At 44.8% G+C, this 18,046-nt stretch carries 16 protein-coding genes; 12 read left to right on the forward strand and 4 right to left on the reverse strand.

Features of this window, described 5'->3' with window-relative positions; all coding sequences use genetic code 11:
• Window positions 1-541: 541 nt before the first annotated feature.
• The 3 genes from ACED53_RS04215 to ACED53_RS04225 are packed head-to-tail and all read left to right on the forward strand — an operon-like array spanning window position 542 to window position 3,264.
• The gene (locus ACED53_RS04215; RefSeq protein ID WP_004734203.1) at window positions 542-763 is read left to right on the forward strand and encodes a FeoA family protein; all 222 of its coding nucleotides are present in this window, start codon (window positions 542-544) and stop codon (window positions 761-763) included.
• Entirely contained in the window at window positions 764-3,037 is a 2,274-nt protein-coding gene (gene feoB / locus ACED53_RS04220) for a Fe(2+) transporter permease subunit FeoB (protein ID WP_102579955.1), read from the forward strand.
• A complete protein-coding gene (locus tag ACED53_RS04225) occupies window positions 3,034-3,264 on the forward strand; it encodes a FeoC-like transcriptional regulator (RefSeq protein WP_017096771.1) in 231 nt (76 codons plus the stop codon). Before feoB ends, ACED53_RS04225 begins: the two co-directional genes overlap by 4 nt.
• 138 nt (window positions 3,265-3,402) lie before the next feature.
• On the opposite strand, the gene ACED53_RS04230 is transcribed toward ACED53_RS04225, so the two are convergent.
• The gene (locus ACED53_RS04230) at window positions 3,403-3,831 is read right to left on the reverse strand and encodes an HIT domain-containing protein (RefSeq protein ID WP_004734200.1); all 429 of its coding nucleotides are present in this window, start codon (window positions 3,829-3,831) and stop codon (window positions 3,403-3,405) included.
• Between the two features lie 269 nt (window positions 3,832-4,100).
• On the reverse strand, window positions 4,101-5,834 hold the full coding sequence (gene argS / locus ACED53_RS04235; RefSeq protein WP_017096772.1) for an arginine--tRNA ligase: 1,734 nt from the start codon (window positions 5,832-5,834) through the stop codon (window positions 4,101-4,103).
• Window positions 5,835-6,183: 349 nt separating this feature from the next.
• Between argS and ACED53_RS04240 the strand changes: the two genes are divergently transcribed.
• Window positions 6,184-6,780: a VOC family protein gene (locus tag ACED53_RS04240; protein WP_017096773.1), complete on the forward strand. Its 597-nt coding sequence runs from the start codon at window positions 6,184-6,186 to the stop codon at window positions 6,778-6,780.
• A gap of 313 nt (window positions 6,781-7,093) precedes the next feature.
• Here ACED53_RS04240 and purU read toward each other — a convergent pair whose 3' ends face one another.
• Complete coding sequence (gene purU, locus ACED53_RS04245) at window positions 7,094-7,927, reverse strand: formyltetrahydrofolate deformylase (RefSeq protein ID WP_012604522.1); 834 nt, start codon at window positions 7,925-7,927, stop codon at window positions 7,094-7,096.
• Between the two features lie 301 nt (window positions 7,928-8,228).
• On the opposite strand from purU, the gene ACED53_RS04250 reads away from it, so the two are divergent.
• The 8 genes from ACED53_RS04250 to rnd all read left to right on the forward strand — a co-directional run bounded on the left by ACED53_RS04250 (window position 8,229) and on the right by rnd (window position 16,306).
• On the forward strand, window positions 8,229-8,429 hold the full coding sequence (locus tag ACED53_RS04250) for a hypothetical protein (RefSeq protein WP_009847305.1): 201 nt from the start codon (window positions 8,229-8,231) through the stop codon (window positions 8,427-8,429).
• A 150-nt stretch (window positions 8,430-8,579) separates the two neighbouring features.
• Window positions 8,580-10,508: an ATP-dependent DNA helicase gene (locus tag ACED53_RS04255; protein WP_017101291.1), complete on the forward strand. Its 1,929-nt coding sequence runs from the start codon at window positions 8,580-8,582 to the stop codon at window positions 10,506-10,508.
• A gap of 59 nt (window positions 10,509-10,567) precedes the next feature.
• Entirely contained in the window at window positions 10,568-11,269 is a 702-nt protein-coding gene (gene tsaB, locus ACED53_RS04260; protein ID WP_017096202.1) for a tRNA (adenosine(37)-N6)-threonylcarbamoyltransferase complex dimerization subunit type 1 TsaB, read from the forward strand.
• A 93-nt stretch (window positions 11,270-11,362) separates the two neighbouring features.
• The gene (locus tag ACED53_RS04265) at window positions 11,363-11,668 is read left to right on the forward strand and encodes a hypothetical protein (protein ID WP_017074520.1); all 306 of its coding nucleotides are present in this window, start codon (window positions 11,363-11,365) and stop codon (window positions 11,666-11,668) included.
• Between the two features lie 39 nt (window positions 11,669-11,707).
• Window positions 11,708-12,268 (forward strand): Slp family lipoprotein, encoded by a 561-nt coding sequence (locus ACED53_RS04270; protein WP_017101292.1) that lies wholly within the window; start codon window positions 11,708-11,710, stop codon window positions 12,266-12,268.
• A gap of 47 nt (window positions 12,269-12,315) precedes the next feature.
• Complete coding sequence (locus ACED53_RS04275) at window positions 12,316-13,242, forward strand: alpha/beta fold hydrolase (RefSeq protein ID WP_017101293.1); 927 nt, start codon at window positions 12,316-12,318, stop codon at window positions 13,240-13,242.
• A 106-nt stretch (window positions 13,243-13,348) separates the two neighbouring features.
• Window positions 13,349-15,043, forward strand: a complete 1,695-nt coding sequence (gene fadD, locus ACED53_RS04280; RefSeq protein WP_004734190.1) for a long-chain-fatty-acid--CoA ligase FadD — start codon at window positions 13,349-13,351, stop codon at window positions 15,041-15,043.
• A gap of 144 nt (window positions 15,044-15,187) precedes the next feature.
• Entirely contained in the window at window positions 15,188-16,306 is a 1,119-nt protein-coding gene (rnd, locus tag ACED53_RS04285; RefSeq protein WP_069591626.1) for a ribonuclease D, read from the forward strand.
• Window positions 16,307-16,400: 94 nt separating this feature from the next.
• Here the strand turns inward: rnd and pfaD are convergent, their stop codons facing one another.
• A complete protein-coding gene (pfaD, locus tag ACED53_RS04290; RefSeq protein WP_017101294.1) occupies window positions 16,401-18,038 on the reverse strand; it encodes an eicosapentaenoate synthase subunit PfaD in 1,638 nt (545 codons plus the stop codon).
• Between the last annotated feature and the right edge of the window lie 8 nt (window positions 18,039-18,046).

An 18,046-nucleotide genomic window follows, 5' to 3' on the forward strand; every position in this document is an offset into this window, starting at 1 on the left:
GAGATACGAGATACGAGATACGAGATACGAGATACGAGATACGAGATACGAGATATAACGATAGTTGGGGGAGTTTAAAAAGGTTTTTGGGTTAAAACAAAAGGAAGAAAAAAAATATCGTGGTATAGCCGGGGGGACTATACCACGGGTGCCAATGACACCTTCGCTTGCTGCCGGAGTGATATGGCAAGCCACATCACCTCTGGAATAAAATTAAAGAGAAAGAGTTTCTCTTCGATGGAGTAACTATACGGGTAGCGACTTGTTTTGCTTATAAAATTAACGACAGATGACTGTGAGAAAACCGACATTATTATAAGTTGTTGATTATTATCGTCTTATTGTTTTCTGGTTGACGCGTACTAGTAAGGTAGTACCCACTAATTGTTGAAAGTGACGTTTTTGACGTAAACGTTTTTAACGAAATTTACGAGAGTGTATTTTCGAAAACATTGATTTCACACAATAGAATTGTGGGTATGTGCGTGTATTATGTCGGTAATAACAATCTTTCTCATTATCAATCTCGAACTGGGTACTTATGAAACTCTCACAACTAGAGCAAGGAAAAGCGGCTTCTATTGTTGCACTTACAGGTTTAACACCAGACGTTAGAAAAAAACTAATGGTTATGGGCATGTTGCCAAAAACCGAGGTGACACTTATCCGTCGTGCACCTATGGGTGATCCGCTTCAAGTTGAAGTGAGAGGTGTTTCTATAGCCATTCGTGAAAGCATTGCAGAACAAATCGAGGTTATCTAAATGGATTATCAAGTTCTTACTGTTGGTAACCCTAATAGTGGTAAAACAACATTATTTAACGCATTAACTGGCGCAAAACAGCACGTTGGTAACTGGGTTGGTGTGACCGTAGAAAAGAAAACCGGTTTATATTCGCACGCTGGTGATCAATTCCAGTTAACGGATTTACCAGGCATTTATGCACTAGACAGTGGTAATGATGCAAACAGTATCGATGAGTCTATTGCATCACGCGCCGTGCTTACTCACCCAGCGGACGTGATCATCAATGTTGTTGATGCTAGCTGTTTGGAAAGAAGCTTATACATGACATTACAATTGCGAGAGTTGGGTCGCCCAATGATCGTTGTATTGAACAAAATGGATGTATTAAAGCGTGAGCGTCAGGTGATTAATCTTAAGGCTCTAGAAAAAGAGCTAGGTTGCCCGGTTCTAAGCTTGTCAGCAAACGATAAAGGACAAGTGGTTCGTTTTAAAGAGCGTTTGCATAAGCTTCTGGTTCAAGGTGTGAGTCTTGATCCTATCTCTATTGATTACGATGTCGCGTTAGAAGCTCTTATTCCTTCTGTTGAGTCACAATTTGATGATGCTGACGTATCTCACCGAGCACTAGCGATTCGTGCTTTAGAAAATGATTACTTGGTATTGAATGGTTTGGCCCCACAAACTCGCACTCAAATTGATAGTGTGCGTCTTGGTGCCGATTTCGATATTGATCTTGCTGTTGCTGACGCTAAATACACTTTCTTACATGAACTTTGTAAACGAGTTCGTCGCAGCGAAGGCAAACTGAGCCGTAATTTCACAGAGAAAGCCGATCAATTCATTTTGAATAAATGGGTCGGGATTCCTTTCTTCTTCGTCATCATGTACCTAATGTTTATGTTCTCTATCAATATCGGTAGCGCGTTTATCGACTTCTTCGATATTGGTGTTGGCGCAATATTAGTTGATGGCGGACATCACTTATTAGATGGTCACTTACCGGTTTGGCTAGTCACCGTTCTTGCTGATGGTATTGGTTGTGGTATCCAAACGGTTGCGACCTTTATTCCGGTTATTGCCGCGCTTTACTTGTTCTTAGCGGTACTAGAAAGTTCAGGCTACATGGCCCGCGCTGCATTTGTACTGGATAAAGTGATGCAGAAAATTGGCTTACCGGGCAAAGCATTTGTACCACTTGTTCTGGGTTTTGGCTGTAACGTACCTTCTATCATGGCAACGCGTACTCTTGACCAAGAGCGCGAACGTAAACTCGCCGCATCAATGGCACCGTTTATGTCATGTGGTGCTCGTCTACCTGTATACGCACTGTTTGCTGCTGCATTCTTTCCTGGTGCTGGACAAAACGTTGTGTTCGCTCTGTACATCATGGGTATTCTGGCTTCTGTATTTACGGGCTTGTTCCTTAAAAATACTATCTATCCTGGTAGCAGCGATAGCTTGGTTATGGAAATGCCGGATTACGAATTGCCGACCGTGCAAAACGTGATGCTGAAAACTTGGCAGAAGCTGAAACGTTTCGTGCTTGGCGCAGGTAAAACCATTGTAATGGTTGTGGCAATTCTGAGTTTCTTGAATTCATTAGGTATGGACGGCAGTTTTGGTAACGAAGACAGTGAAAGTTCTGTGCTATCTAAAGCGGCTCAAGTTGTAACTCCAGTGTTCCAACCGATTGGTATTACTGAAGAGAACTGGCCTGCAACGGTTGGTATCATTACCGGTATTTTTGCGAAAGAAGCCGTGGTTGGTACGCTAAATAGCTTATACACTACACCTTCTGATGAAGAAGCGGCTGAGTTTGATCTAGCGGCAAGTTTAGAAGAAGCCGTAATGACCATTCCTGAAAACCTTGCTGGTTTGAGCTATTCCGATCCATTAGGCATTGAAGTTGGTGACTTGTCTGACTCTAGTTCTGTGGCTGCTGATCAAGAGGTTGATACTTCGATCTTTGGTAACTTGAAAGATAAGTTTGTATCAGGCCACGCTGCGTTTGCTTACTTAATCCTAATCTTGCTTTACACACCTTGTGTGGCAGCGATGGGTGCTTATGTTCGTGAATTTGGTCAGACGTTTGCCCGCTTCATCGCAGTTTGGACAATGGCACTTGGTTACTTCGGTGCGACCTTCTATTACCAAGCAGCAAACTTCTCTGTACACCCAGTAAGTAGTGCTGTGTGGATGGTGGCAATTGCTGGTGGTTTTGTGGTGACGTATCGCATCTTCAAGAAAATCGGCAGTAAGCAAAAAGCACTTGAGGTGCAAGTAGTATGATTTTAACTGAACTTCATCGATACATTGATAACGAAGGTGTCGCTGCACGTAGTGAGCTTGCATCTAAGTTTGGGGTAAGTGAAGACGGTATCGATGCGATGCTGGGAGTGTGGGTCAAGAAAGGCAAGATATCTCGCTTGGTCGACACCAATAAGCATGGTCACACAATACGTATTCGCTACACCATCAGCAAACAAGATGGTTTGTCTCTGAATGTGATGATGTAGTTCAGGCCTTCATACTCTCGTTGAAAGCGACGATATTAGACAATAAAAAAAGCCGCTCACCTATTTTAGGTGAGCGGTTTTTTGTTATGTATCTTTTCTGAACTGTCTTGTTTTAAAGCTCAATGAGACTAACTCAAATTACGCTTTCTTGAAGATAGAACTCAGCGACAAAACGTTTTGGATACGAGTATGGATTGCGGCTTGTTCTTCTTCACTACGTTGTTCACCTTTGGTATTTCCCCATACCGGGCCTGGCCATGCGATGTCATCTTTGAAACGTGCAATATGGTGAATGTGCAGTTGTGGCACCATGTTACCTAGCGCGCCTAGGTTTAATTTGTCTGGTTGGAATGTCGCTTCTAATGCTTGGCTTACCGCTTGAGACTCAAGTAAGAACTGCTGTTGTTCTTTCATTGGTAGATGGTGCAACTCTTTTAGGTTGGCGCGTTTGGGTACCAAGATAACCCAAGGCACTGCACTGTCTTTGCTTAGCAGCGCCAAGCTTAGTGGAAATTCGCCGATAAGCGTGGTGTCTTTTGCTAACTGTGGGTGAAGTTCAAAGCTCATTATTATTATCCATTTCGATTTCTTGAAGTCATACCAATCACAGTAAGTAAATGATCAGAAATAGCGCAGGAAAAAGGTTTGAGAACAAGGCAGATTCTTTTGATAAGTAGTTACTCTACAATCAAAAATTCTAACGCAGTTATCGAGCGTTTTAACCAGCTAGGATGATTAGTTATTTACTACGATTGGTATCAGTATACGTTAGATAAAACAAAAGGTTGATGCTCTCACATCAACCTTTGTATTTATTCATTGTAACCCGAAGGGAATTACATGCGCTCTAGAGTTTCGATACCTAGAAGCGACAGGCCTTGCTTGATAGTCTTAGCTGTCAGTGCAGCAAGCTTCAGGCGGCTCTGTTTAACGGTTTCATCTTCAGCCACAAGGATAGGGCATGCTTCGTAGAAGCTAGAGAATTGACCAGCAAGTTCGAACAGGTAGCTACACATGATGTGTGGTTGACCTTCACGAGCAACAGACTGTACCGCTTCTTCAAATTGTAGAAGTTTCGCGATAAGGGCTTTCTCTTTCTCTTCAGTGATTTTGATTTCACCTTCTAGAGAGTCCATAGAAATGCCTGCTTTAGCAAAGATTGAAGCGACACGAGTGTATGCGTATTGCATGTACGGTGCTGTGTTGCCTTCAAATGCCAGCATGTTTTCCCAGTCGAACACGTAATCAGTGGTACGGTGCTTAGAAAGGTCTGCGTATTTAACTGCTGCCATTGCTACTGTGTTCGCAATGGTTTTCTTCTCGTCTTCTGCTAGCTCAGGGTTTTTAGATTCAATCAGCTGAGTTGCACGTACTTCTGCTTCGTCCAGAAGGTCAGCAAGACGCACTGTACCGCCAGCACGAGTTTTAAATGGCTTACCATCTTTACCTAGCATCATGCCGAACGCGTGGTGCTCAAGAGATACAGACTTAGGAACATAACCCGCTTTACGAACGATAGTCCAAGCTTGCATTAGGTGTTGGTGCTGACGAGAGTCGATGAAGTAAAGTACGCGATCTGCGCCCAGTTCTTCAAAACGATATTTAGCACATGCAATATCGGTGGTGGTGTATAGGAAGCCACCGTCACGTTTTTGCACGATAACGCCCATAGGGTCGCCATCTTTGTTTTTGTATTCGTCTAGGAATACAACTTGTGCGCCGTCAGACTCTTTTGCTAGACCTTGTGTTTGTAGGTCAGAAACGATGTTTGAAAGCATATGGTTGTACATACTTTCACCCATCACATCATCACGTGTCAGTGATACGTTCAGGCGATCGTAGTTACGTTGGTTTTGAACCATGGTTACGTCAACCAGCTTTTTCCACATTTCAGCACAGTATGCGTCGCCACCTTGCAGTTTCACTACGTAGCCACGAGCTTTCACTGCGAATTCTTCGTCTTCGTCGTAAAGCTTTTTAGATTCACGGTAGAACTGTTCAAGATCTGAAAGTTCCATTGAAACTTCACCAGTTTCAGCTTGGATGCGCTCAAGGTTTGCGATAAGCATACCGAATTGAGTACCCCAGTCACCAATGTGGTTAGCACGGATAACTTTGTGACCTAAGAACTCAAGTGTACGAACAACAGCATCACCGATGATTGTTGAACGTAAGTGGCCTACGTGCATTTCTTTTGCAACGTTTGGAGCTGAGTAGTCAGCAACAATCGTTTGTGCTTCTGCGGCTGAAACACCAAGGCGAGAGTCAGCAAGTGCTGCGTCTGCTTGTTGTGCCAGGAACGTTTCATCTAGGAAGATGTTTAGGAAACCTGGACCTGCGATTTCAACTTTAGAAGCGATACCGTCTAGGTTTAGAACGTCCAATACTTTTTGAGCAAATTCTCGAGGGTTAGTGCCTAGTCGTTTAGCAACACCCATAATGCCGTTTGCTTGGTAGTCACCAAATTGTGGTTTTGCAGATTGACGGACAGCCGCAGGAGAGCCTGCAGGTGCGCCAGCGGCTTCTAGAGCCTGAGATACTTTGTCATTAATCAGTGCTTGGATATTCACACGCGTTTCCTTCAATTCAAGGATGAATAAGAGTAGCCGTTATTTCGTGGGCATTAAATTTGGCTAATTATGCTTCTAGTTAACGATTTAATGCTGAAATGAACAACAGACTCTGTTTAAGTTCACAAAAATGGCGTTAATCATATCAATTTTGTGGGCTTTCTTATAGGTCGAATTGATAGAAAATTAACATTTCCTGAGGGGTTTTTGACAATCAACTTTGACCAAGCCAAGTTTGTCTATTTAGGAAAGTAAGACACGGTACTTTTTGAGTGTTTTTTGTAACAGCAGCGCTTGTTGCTGGAAGTAAAACTGATACCATGTTGCCATTATTTGGAGAACATAGACAATGACGATGAGCCTGAAGCAAGCTGAACTAGAACCACAACAAATGATTGCACGCCTTGATACGTTTATGACGAAAATTGAGAACCTCGGAAATGTGCTGGGTTTGGATTTAAGCTTTGCTCAAGCGGATCACATTGCATTAAGAATCAATGAAACTGAGCTTGCGAAATCAGCACATCAAGCATGGTCTGAATACGGCTCTACGATTTCAGAAGCGATGATCAATGGTCGTCCCATTGTGGTGTTGGCTTTCGATAAACCATTGCAAAGTCTTGGTTGGAAGATTGAATGTTTAGAGCTGCCTTACCCAGCTGAAGGTAAGATTTACCCGAGCCAAGATTGGGAGCATGTAGAGTTTGTGATTCCGTCTCACGCTCAAACGGCCAATGAGTATCTAGCAGACCTTAAAGAGACTTACCCGCAGTTCGCTGCTAAGTTTGAAAATTTGGCAGAACAAGGCATTAAGATAAAACTCTCTAGCCCGAAAGGTGAGGGTGAACGTTTGAATAATCCAACGGTTGCATTTAAGCATCAAGGGATTTGCATTAAGCTGCATCCACACTCTTTGAAGAAGATTGTTGAGTCAGAACAGGCCTAATTTGATTGGATAGTTGCTGGGAATAGATTCCTGAACTCACCAAGGCTCGTCGGAATGACGGGGTGTTTGATGGTGTTTGCCAGGTCTATCTTTAGATGCTGACAGTCTGAGTGTTCGAGGGCGCATGTTAGAGCCTATAGTTATAAGATTCATCACCGAGTTCGTTATTCCCGATAGCGACGAAGGAGCGTAGTCGGGAATCTCATAAAGCTAGTCAGATCATCAGATACAAAAAACGCGCAATGGATTAACCCTATTGCGCGTTTTTTATTGGGTTCTAACTGGAAGTCTTACCTGAAATCGAACCTCCGATCTACAGAATCACGGTCTTGTTGCCGTAAACAAACACGTGATCATTGATCACTTTGTTTAAAGCCTTACTCAACACGTTCTTCTCTACGTCACGACCCGCTTGTGCCATGTCTTTCGCGCTGAAGTTGTGATCCACTGGGATAACATCTTGCTTGATGATTGGACCTTCATCGAGATCGTTTGTCACAAAGTGTGCCGTTGCACCAATGATCTTCACACCGCGCTCGTAAGCTTGCTGGTATGGCTTAGCACCAATGAATGCAGGCAAGAAACTGTGGTGAATGTTGATGATTTTGTGGTTGTACTTCTCAACAAACCCCGGCGTCAGCACTCGCATGTATTTAGCAAGCACTAGATAGTCCGCCTCATACTGGTCAATGACTTCCAACATCTTCTTCTCATGCTCTTCACGGTTTAATCCTTCGTGAGAAACATGGTGGTAAGGGATATCAAAACGCTCGGTTAGGCTTTGCAGTGTATCGTAGTTACCAACTACTGCCGCAATATCAACATCTAAACTGCCATCGAAGTTCTTCATCAGAATATCGCCAAGGCAGTGTGCTTCTTTAGTTACCAGAATCACAACACGCTTACGAGATGAATCAACCAGCTTACGTTTTGTGTTTTCTGGCAGGGCTTGGTCTAAATCGGCGAGTAAGGTTTCGTCATTGAAGTAGCCCTCTAGCTCTGTGCGCATAAAGAAGTGGCCACTTGTGTTATCAACGAACTCATTATTGTGAATAATATTGAGTTGGTGCTTATAACAAATGTTGGTGATCTTTGAGATGAGGCCAGGGGCGTCAGTACAATGTGTTAATAAAGTTTTTCTTTCCATTTGCATCTTACTTCCATGAATGTTGCACTTATTATATGAAATCGGGATTCTTCAAAATTTAACGCAGGCCGTCGAACGGTGAACTGAGCCGCAGTATCACCGTTATAATTAATCTATTATCAAGTTGGTTTCAACAAATTCTGCTGCTCATTTATCGCATCGATAAATTGTTTTATATAGAAATATCAGTTTTTCGATAGAAAAAAAGGCAGAAGCTTCATTTTTCAAGTTTTGACCGTAGTACGCATTTGAACTTCAACCGAGGCATTGACGCTTTGGCCAAAAAATAGAGGTGATACTTATGGATAAAGAGTTACTAGCAAAAAAACTGTACTGCAAACGAGTGAATTCATTAGCGGGAAGTACAGAGTTAGATGGTAATGTTCTAGATGAAATGTGGGAAAGTAAAACCTCACCAACCGATGCAGTGAAAGCCATGCAGCCTTGCGATAATCATTTTGAAGGCGCCCCTTGGTTGTCGCGTTATCTCAGCCGAAAATAATAACGATTCTTTGATTTTTATTTCTTCAATTCTTACCTTCTAGGTAGCTTAACCCAAACCAAACACCTCCGGTGCGAAGTCATTCTTGATTCGCGCCGGCTCACTAAACCTGCCATAATTCGCCTTCTATTTTTCTAAACTTCGTACTCTATGATATCTAAAACGTTTTCTGCTGATGGTGCTTTGGGTAAAGCGATCCCTGGGTTCCAACCTCGACAAGCTCAGCTAGACATGGCTGAAGCGGTTTCACAGGCTATTGAACAACAGAGCCAATTGGTCGTTGAAGCGGGAACGGGAACAGGTAAGACGTTTGCTTATCTAGTGCCAGCACTGCTGAGTGGTAAGAAAACGATCATCAGTACGGGGTCTAAAAACCTTCAAGAACAGCTGTTTCACCGAGATTTACCATTGATGGTCGATGCGCTTGGTTTTTATGGTCAGGTTGCGTTACTCAAAGGCCGTTCAAACTATTTGTGCTTGGACAGGCTCAGTCGTCAAATGATCGAGAGCCATGGCACTCACACCGATCCAACGCTGTTAGCTCAGTTGGTGAAAGTGCGCAGTTGGTCGTCAGCGACTCAAACTGGCGATTTAGGTGACTGTGATGATATTGCTGAAGATAGCCCGGTCATTCCAACCATTACCTCGACTAACGACAACTGCTTAGGCAAAGAGTGCCCAAGCTACACCGATTGCTTTGTGCTGAAGGCGCGTAAAAAAGCGATGGATTCTGATGTTGTTGTAGTGAACCACCACTTGTTTCTCGCGGATTTAGCGATCAAAGAAACCGGGTTTGGTGAGCTGATACCTGAAGCCGATGTGTTTATCTTCGATGAAGCGCACCAACTTCCCGATATCGCTAGCCAATACTTCGGACAATCGGTTTCCAGCCGACAGATCCAAGAGCTAGCCAAGGACATTGAAATTGCTTACCGAACTGAAGCCAAAGACATGCGCCAACTGCAGAAAGTAGGGGATAGGCTCGTTCAATCGTCAGCCGATCTACGCATTGTGCTTGGCGATACGGGCTTTCGCGGTAACTGGCGTGAAGCATTGAAGTCAGAGTCGATTGCGAGAGAGTTAGTTCGCTTACAAGATGCGTTGCAATTGGCCGTTGATGTATTGAAATTAGCATTGGGTCGAAGCCAGTTGTTAGACACGGCTTTCGAGCGTGCAACCATGATTAAGTCGCGTATCGAACGTGTATGTGACGTGTCGATTACTGGTTATTCGTATTGGTATGACACCACGCCACGACACTTTGCTTTGCACATCACGCCACTCTCAGTCGCCGACAAATTCCATGAGCAGATTGAGCTAAAACCGGGTGCTTGGGTGTTTACCTCTGCAACTTTGGCGGTGTCGGACGATTTCGACCATTTCACCTCACGGCTTGGGCTAAAACCGTCAGCACAATTTTCACTACCGAGCCCGTTTGATTACCCAAATCAGGCGCGTTTGTGTGTGCCTCGCTATCTACCAGAACCGAATAGCCCGGGCTTAGCGGACAAGCTAGTAAGAATGCTGACCCCTGTGATTGAGCAAAACCAAGGTCGCTGTTTCTTTTTGTGTACTTCACATAGCATGATGAAAGAGTTGGGGGAGCGATTCCGTGAAACGCTCTCGGTTCCAGTTCTGCTGCAAGGTGAGACAAGTAAGCAAAAAACCTTAGCCGAATTCATGGAATTAGGTAACGCATTGCTGGTGGCTACTGGCGCTTTCTGGGAGGGGATAGATGTTAGGGGCGACGCATTAAGCTGTGTTATCATCGATAAATTGCCCTTTACAGCCCCTGATGACCCTTTACTTAAGGCTCGAATCGAGGACTGTAAGTTAAAAGGGGGTGATCCTTTTGCACAGGTACAGTTGCCAGACGCCGTGATTACCTTGAAACAAGGTGTCGGCCGATTAATACGTGATAAACGTGACAATGGCGCTTTAATTATTTGCGATAACCGCTTGGTGACCCGCGATTACGGTGGTGTGTTTTTGGCGAGTTTACCGCCTATCCCACGTACCCGTGACTTAGGGATCATTAAAGAATTCTTAGCTAAAGACCATTCAACCGCTGCTGAGTAATTAGCATTGTTGATCTTAGCCATTATTTTTAGATTAGATAACGAATATTTGAGACACAAATGAGCGCGAAAATTCTTGCAGTAGATACCGCAACTGAAAACTGTTCAGTTGCACTAGTAATTGGTGACCAGGTGTTCGCACGTAGCGAAGAGGCACCTCGAGACCATACGAAAAAAATTCTACCTATGGTTGATGAAGTACTGAAAGAAGCGAATGTTGCTTTAACCGATATCGACGCGATCGCGTTTGGCCAAGGCCCGGGCAGTTTCACGGGTGTACGTATTGGCATTGGTATTGCTCAAGGCTTAGCTTTTGGTGCTGATTTGCCGATGATCGGTGTGTCTACACTGGCAGCGATGGCGCAAGGCAGCTACCGTAAATTTGGCGAAACTCATGTTGCAACAGCAATTGATGCTCGCATGAGTGAAGTTTACTGGGCTCGTTACAGCCGTGAAGATAATGGTCGTTGGACTGCGGTCGATGCGGAATGTGTGACGCCTCCAGGTGAGTTGGCTGAACAGCTTGAAGCGGACTCCAACACATGGGCGAAAGTAGGCACAGGTTGGGAAGCATATGCAGAGCACATGGACACACTAGCGATCAACACCAAAGCGTGTGAAGTGCTATTCCCAGAAGCTCAAGACATGGCGTTCCTTGCTCAATTTGCTTATGCTGAAGGCAAAGCGGTTGCTGCTGAAGAGTCTGAGCCGGTTTACCTACGTGATAAAGTGACTTGGAAAAAACTGCCTGGTCGCGAGTAAATACGTATTACTTTGGCTCTGCAGTTTATTTTGTAGAGCCGTTATTAAAATTAGATACACAATCATTAAAGTCAGGTAATAAACTCTTTAAGCATGGTTTCAATCAACGGCTTACCTCCTTCTTCGATAGGCAATACATCTAAAACCAATCGAACCAACAAAAAGAATGAGGTAAAAAAAGGCGATGCAAAGACCTCTGTTGGTCAGCCAACTAAGGTTGCGAATGCTGTCTCGCATTCTATTCGCCAGGTCAAAGAATCTGAGATTCACAAAGCTCAGGTTCAATATGATCTTCCAGAAGGGCGCGGACGACGTGCGATGGAAGAGTATATGGATGTGATGAATCAAGCTAAAAAAGAGGAACTTGCAAAGCTAATTGGGGTCGATATTTATATCTAGCTTTGTGTTTTCATTTATCCTGCTCTAAGGAGCTGCATTATGTATTCTCTCATATCTAAATCTCGCTTATTTTTCCTTGTCGCTTTCTCTACGATGGTGATGGGGTGCTCCTCTTTACCTAAAGAACTTAATGCAAACTCAGAACAGGTGGTAACTGACTACCAAGAGTGGGTAAACACACTACCGGATGCCGGTGATGTTCGTTTGGGTGGCGTGATTGCTAAAGTCACTAATCTGAAAGATAAAACGCGTGTTGAAGTGGTGAACTTACCTATCTCTAGTAGTGGTAAGCCTGATATTGATGCCGAACCAAAAGGGCGTTTTGTTGGTTACATTGATGGTTACGTAGAACCTTTGAGCTTTGCTGAAGGCCGTTTAGTCACCTTGGTTGGAACATCAAGTGGTACTGAAGATGGCACCGTTGGTGATTACCCTTATACCTTCCCAGTAATGAATGTCTACAACCAACGTTTATGGCAGATCACCGAGCGAGTGGTCATCAACGACTTTGCGCCAACCTATTACTCTTGCCGCAGTTTGCATTGTCGCAGCTTTCAAACCATGCCTAAGTCAGGCCGTGTGATTCAAGATGTGGAATAGTCGAACCTGAAATCGACACACTAAACGATAGGGACACCATACAATCAATGATTGAAAAGTCATATTCCCTTGCGAGCGGGACGCTTGCAACACAACAGATTGGCAACTCAAAAACGACCGCAACGACGGTCGTTTTTATTCATGGTTGGCTAGATAATTCTGCAAGTTTCACTCAGGTTATGCCGCAAATAGCCAAGCTTTCTCCAGATACTCACCTCGTTGCTATCGATCTCTTCGGACACGGTTTCTCGTCGCATAAACCGGGGAGTTATTACCCATTTCACGACTATATTGATGATTTGCATCAGTTGGTGACCAAATTATCGCCAAACAGACTGGTACTGGTAGGACATTCACTTGGTGCATTGATCGCAAGTTGCTATAGTGCCGCCTTTCCTGAAAAGGTGTCAGGATTAATTCAAATTGAAGGTCATGGACCTCTTTCAGAAGCTCCCCACGAAACAGTCTCTCGTTTGAGAGATGGGGTACTCAGTCGTCTTCGACAGCGAAGAAAGCCTTCACGTCCTCTGGCAAGTCTTGAGGATGCTATTAAGCTGAGAGCTCACGCCAATCAAATCAAAGCAGAACTCATTGCTCCTATTGTTGAACGAGGAATCGTTGAGCTAAGTAATGTTGATCGAGCTGTTGTTGCTAAAGTTGCTTTTGAGGAAGCGACAGTAGATCAAGGTATTGCTGAGTTCGATAACTGTTGGCAATGGCGATGCGACCCTAACCTAAAATGTGACTCGTTATATCGAATGTCACAAGCGCATGCTGAAGCGATCATGGCGGCTATTGAATGCCCTCAATTAATAGTTTTAGGAAATGATGGATTCCGACATTTGCAGCATAATCGCTACAAATCAGCCCATAGTTCTCTGAATATAGAGACTGTTCCTGGCGGACATCATTGCCATTTAGAGAGCCTAGAGCTAGTTTCAGAGCTAATTCTTGGTGTAGTTAACAAAATTTAAACAAGTGTTTGAGCCTTTTAGTGCTCATGCACTAAAGCTGTGCTGTAATACCGCAATGATAAAAAGCGGCGAAGCAGTCGTCAGCTGATAAACGAGGAGTAACATAGTGGACAAACCTTGGCTTTCACGTTATCCAAGTGACGTACCAGAGACGATCAACCCAGATCAGTACCCATCTCTTATTGAAATGTTCGAACAGTCAGTACAGAAGTACGCAGACCAACCAGCATTCGAGAACATGGGGTCTATCATGACATTCCGTAAGCTTGAAGAGCGCAGTCGTGCTTTTGCTGCTTACCTGCAGAATGATCTAAAACTGAAGAAAGGCGATCGTGTCGCGCTGATGATGCCAAACCTGCTGCAATACCCAATTGCACTCTTTGGTGTACTGCGTGCAGGTATGATTGCAGTGAACGTCAACCCACTGTACACGCCTCGTGAACTTGAACATCAATTGAATGACTCTGGCGCAAAGGCGATTGTTATCGTTTCTAACTTTGCGAGCACGCTAGAAAAAGTCGTTGATAAAACTCCGGTTAAACACGTTGTGCTAACCAGCTTGGGGCAAATGCTGCCACGAGCGAAAGGTACGATTGTCGACTTCGTAGTGAAATACGTAAAAGGCATGGTGCCGAAGTACGACCTGCCGGGTGCTATCTCATTTCGAAAAGCACTGCACAAAGGCCGTCGCCTACAGTACGTGAAGCCATTTATGGCGGGCGATGACATCGCATTCCTACAGTACACCGGTGGTACAACGGGCGTAGCGAAGGGCGCAATCCTAACGCACCGCAACATGATTGCGAACGTACTTCAAGCGAAAGGGGCATATAGCCCAGTACTGCAAGAAGGTCGCGAATTAGTCGTAACGGCATTGCCGCTTTACCACGTGTTCGCACTGACTGTGAACTGCTTACTGTTTGTTGAGATGGGTGGTCGTAACCTTCTGATTACTAACCCTCGTGACATTCCTGGCTTTATTAAAGAGCTGCAAAAGGTTCCGTTTACCGCGATTACTGGCGTAAACACCTTATTCAATGCGCTAGTCAATAACGAAGATTTCCATGAGTTGGATTTCAGTAATATGCGTTTATCTGTTGGCGGTGGTATGGCGGTTCAACGCGCTGTTGCTGAGCAATGGAAGAAAGCGACAGGTGTCCATCTACTTGAAGGCTATGGTTTAACCGAGTGTGCTCCTCTGGTAACAGGTAACCCATACGATCTAAAAGACTACACGGGTGCAATCGGCCTACCAGTACCATCAACAGAAGTTCGTATTGTTGATGATGAAGGTAAAGTGGTTGGTAATGACCAAGTGGGTGAATTGCAGGTTCGTGGTCCTCAAGTGATGCAAGGCTACTGGCAACGTCCAGAAGCGACCAAAGAAGTGATCGACCAAGATGGTTGGTTATCGACTGGTGATATCGTTAAATTTGATGACGAAGGCTTGTTGTACATCGTAGACCGTAAGAAAGACATGATTCTTGTGTCTGGCTTCAATGTTTACCCGAACGAGATTGAAGACGTTGTGGCTCTGCATGGCAAAGTGTTAGAAGTTGCGGCTATCGGTCAACCTCATGAAGTGTCAGGTGAGTTGGTTAAGATTTACGTTGTGAAACGTGACCCTAGCCTAACCAAAGAAGACATTATCGCGCACTGCCGTGAACACCTAACAGGCTACAAGATCCCTAAATTGATTGAGTTCCGTGAAGAACTACCAAAAACCAATGTAGGCAAAATCTTGCGCCGAGTGCTTCGTGAAGAAAACGACGCAGAGCTTGCCAAACGCGCAAGCGAGTAACGAGCTCATTTACGAGAAGATGATGCACCATAAGCCATAGCAGCGCTTAATCTAAGCGAGCGCTGAAAAATGGTGTTAGAATGCCGACAGTTAATGTCGGCATTTTTGTATCCGGCGATCAAAGTAAAATCAGTGAGAGTTTTTGTGGATTATCAAATCATTACCCAAGTAAAAGACCTTGAGCGAGTTTGCCAACAAGCACGTGAAGCCGATGTTGTTATGCTTGATACAGAGTTCGTTCGTACAAGAACCTATTACCCTCAATTAGGCTTAATTCAGTTATTTGATGGTGAAACGCTGTCACTGATTGATCCTATTGCTCTTGATGAAATGACCCCGTTTGTTGGGCTGTTGAAAGACACTTCAGTACTGAAAGTGTTACATGCGTGTGGCGAAGATCTAGAAGTATTCCAGAACGCATTTGGCTGTACGCCAACACCAATGGTTGATACGCAGATCATGGCAGCCTTCTTAGGTCATGGTCTTTCAACTGGCTTTGCGGCTCTAGTTTCTGAGTTTGTAGGTGTTGACCTAGATAAGAGTGAATCTCGTACTGACTGGCTAGCGCGTCCGCTTTCTCAAAAGCAACTCGACTACGCAGCAGCAGACGTTCACTACTTGATGCCAATGTACAACAAGCTTCTAGAAAAAGTGATGGAAGCGGGCTGGTGGGAAGCGGCGCAGCAAGAGTCTGATTTACAAGTGGCTAAGCGCATCCGTAAAGCAAACCCAGATAACGCTTACCTTGATATTAAAGGCGCGTGGCAGCTAAAACCTCAGCAGCTAGCTATTTTAAGACCGCTAGCAACTTGGCGTTTAAAAGAAGCGATTAAGCGTGACTTAGCGCTGAACTTTGTCTTCAAAGAACAAGACCTATGGGCTGTAGCGCGTTTTGCGATGAAAGACCCTAAGCACATGGAGCAAGAAGGTTTTGATTACCGCTCTGTACGTCGCCATGGCGCTAAAATCAGTTCAATCGTTAAGTTAGCTGAGCATACGCCAGAAGAAGAATACCCAGCGCCAGTAGAACGTCTAATGGACTACCCAGGTTACAAACAACTCTTCAAAGTGTTGAAAGATGAAGTGAAAACAGCTTCGCAACACAGTGGTTTAGCGACTGAATTTTTGGCGTCGAAGAAGCAACTTAACCAAGTGTTAAGCTGGATATGGAAGCACGATCGTAATCCTGAAAAGCTGCCAGATGTTATGCAAGGTTGGCGTTTAGATGTGGTTGGCGAGAAGCTAAATAAAGCGATCAAATAACCAACGACTGCAATGACATTTCGATGATTCAAAGAAAAGCGACCTAATTAAGGTCGCTTTTTTATTTGGTAAAATTTAGCTAGCTACTCGGCACTTAAGCCATTCTTTGCGTCGGCTTCCAGCGTGCTAGTTCCGGATCAAGCTTGATACCTTGTGAGGTCAGCAGGTTAACACGAGCTAAGTAAGCTGCACCGTGCATCAGATGCTTAGCAAGATCAACGGCATTACGCTTCTGGTAATCATCTAGATAGCTGTCTTTTGCCCATGCGTTGAATGCGCCAAGTGCAGGACCTGCCCATACTTGGTAATCCATCTCACGGCCTTGTTCACCTGTGTTTGACCAACGACTTGAAAGACCCAAGTACCAACGGAAAATCAACGCCATTTTACGTTTCGGGTTACCTTCAGCACGCTCGATCTGTTTAGGATCGCGCTCGTTAAAGTGCGCCACAGTCCCCGCCCAAATGTCATCCAGTGTTGAACGGAATACTTGCTTCTCAAGCTTCAGACGCTCTTCTACTGGAATCGCTTCAATTGAGTCGTAGCGAGTGTAAAGTTCATACAACTTGTTCGCACGCATTGGGAATAAAGTGCCGCGCTTAACCACTTGCAGTTTCACGCCCATTTCGAACATGTCTGCTGCCGGAGCCATAGTCACGTCAGCCATTTCAGTTGTCGAAAGCAGCTTACGTGTGTGTTCGCTCGCGCCAGCCTCAACACACGCTTGGTTGATTGAACCGGTAACAATGTAAGCAGCACCCATGTTAAACGTCGCTAGAGCCGCATCAGGCGTGCCTACGCCACCACCACAACCGACACGTAGCGGAGTTTTGAATTGGTACTGTGCTTGGGTTTGTTCTTTCAGTGCAAGAATCGTTGGCAGCAGGGTAACCAGTGGACGGTTATCGGTATGACCACCAGAATCGGCTTCTGCGGTAATGTCATCAGCCATAGGAACCAGCTGTGCCAGTTCCATCTGTTCTGCTGTGATTCGACCTTCATCAACCAAAGCTTGCAGCATTTTAACTGGAGCTGGTTGCATGAACTTACTTGCAACTTCAGTACGGCTTACCTTAGCAATAACCTTGTTGCCAATCTGAATCTCACCTTGTGCATCGCGGCTAAGGCCCGCGGCACGGTAGTGAACGATCTGCGGTGTTAGGCCTAAGAAGGCAGAAGCCTCAACCGTTTTCACTTTGTGTTTCAAAAATAGCTCTACACTGCCGCGCTCTAGAGCGGGTTCGCTTGGGCTGTGAATCAGGTTAAACGCATAAGGACCGTTTGGCAGTGCTGCTTGAATACGGTTGATCGCTTGCTCAACGCGAGACGGGATTAAGCCCGCCGCGCCAAATGAACAAAGAATGCCAGCTTGGCCAAGCGCAATCACTAACTCTTCAGATGAAATGCCGTTTGCCATTGCGCCCGCATAGTAAGCGTATTTCACGCCGTGACAGCGACGAAAATCTTCGTCGCCTAGGCTTTGTGTACCAAGTGCAGGAGCAAAGGCGCTAACAGGTTGGCTGTTCGCTGAGCTTGCTGAATCGCCCGATGCAATCTCTGCTTGTTGGCTAACACCTAACCCTTTTTCTGGGTGGTTCACGACGTAACAAGCAAGGCTTAAGTCTTTCAATATTGTCGACATTGCTGCGTTATCAAAGCGAGTTGTGCTCTCTCCGATCTGCCAAGGCCACGGAGATAGCTTTTCGTTATTGATTGTAGTTTGAGTTGTCATACTAAATT

It is taken from the genome of Vibrio sp. 1F169, assembly GCF_041439605.1.
Taxonomy (GTDB): domain Bacteria; phylum Pseudomonadota; class Gammaproteobacteria; order Enterobacterales; family Vibrionaceae; genus Vibrio; species Vibrio tasmaniensis_A.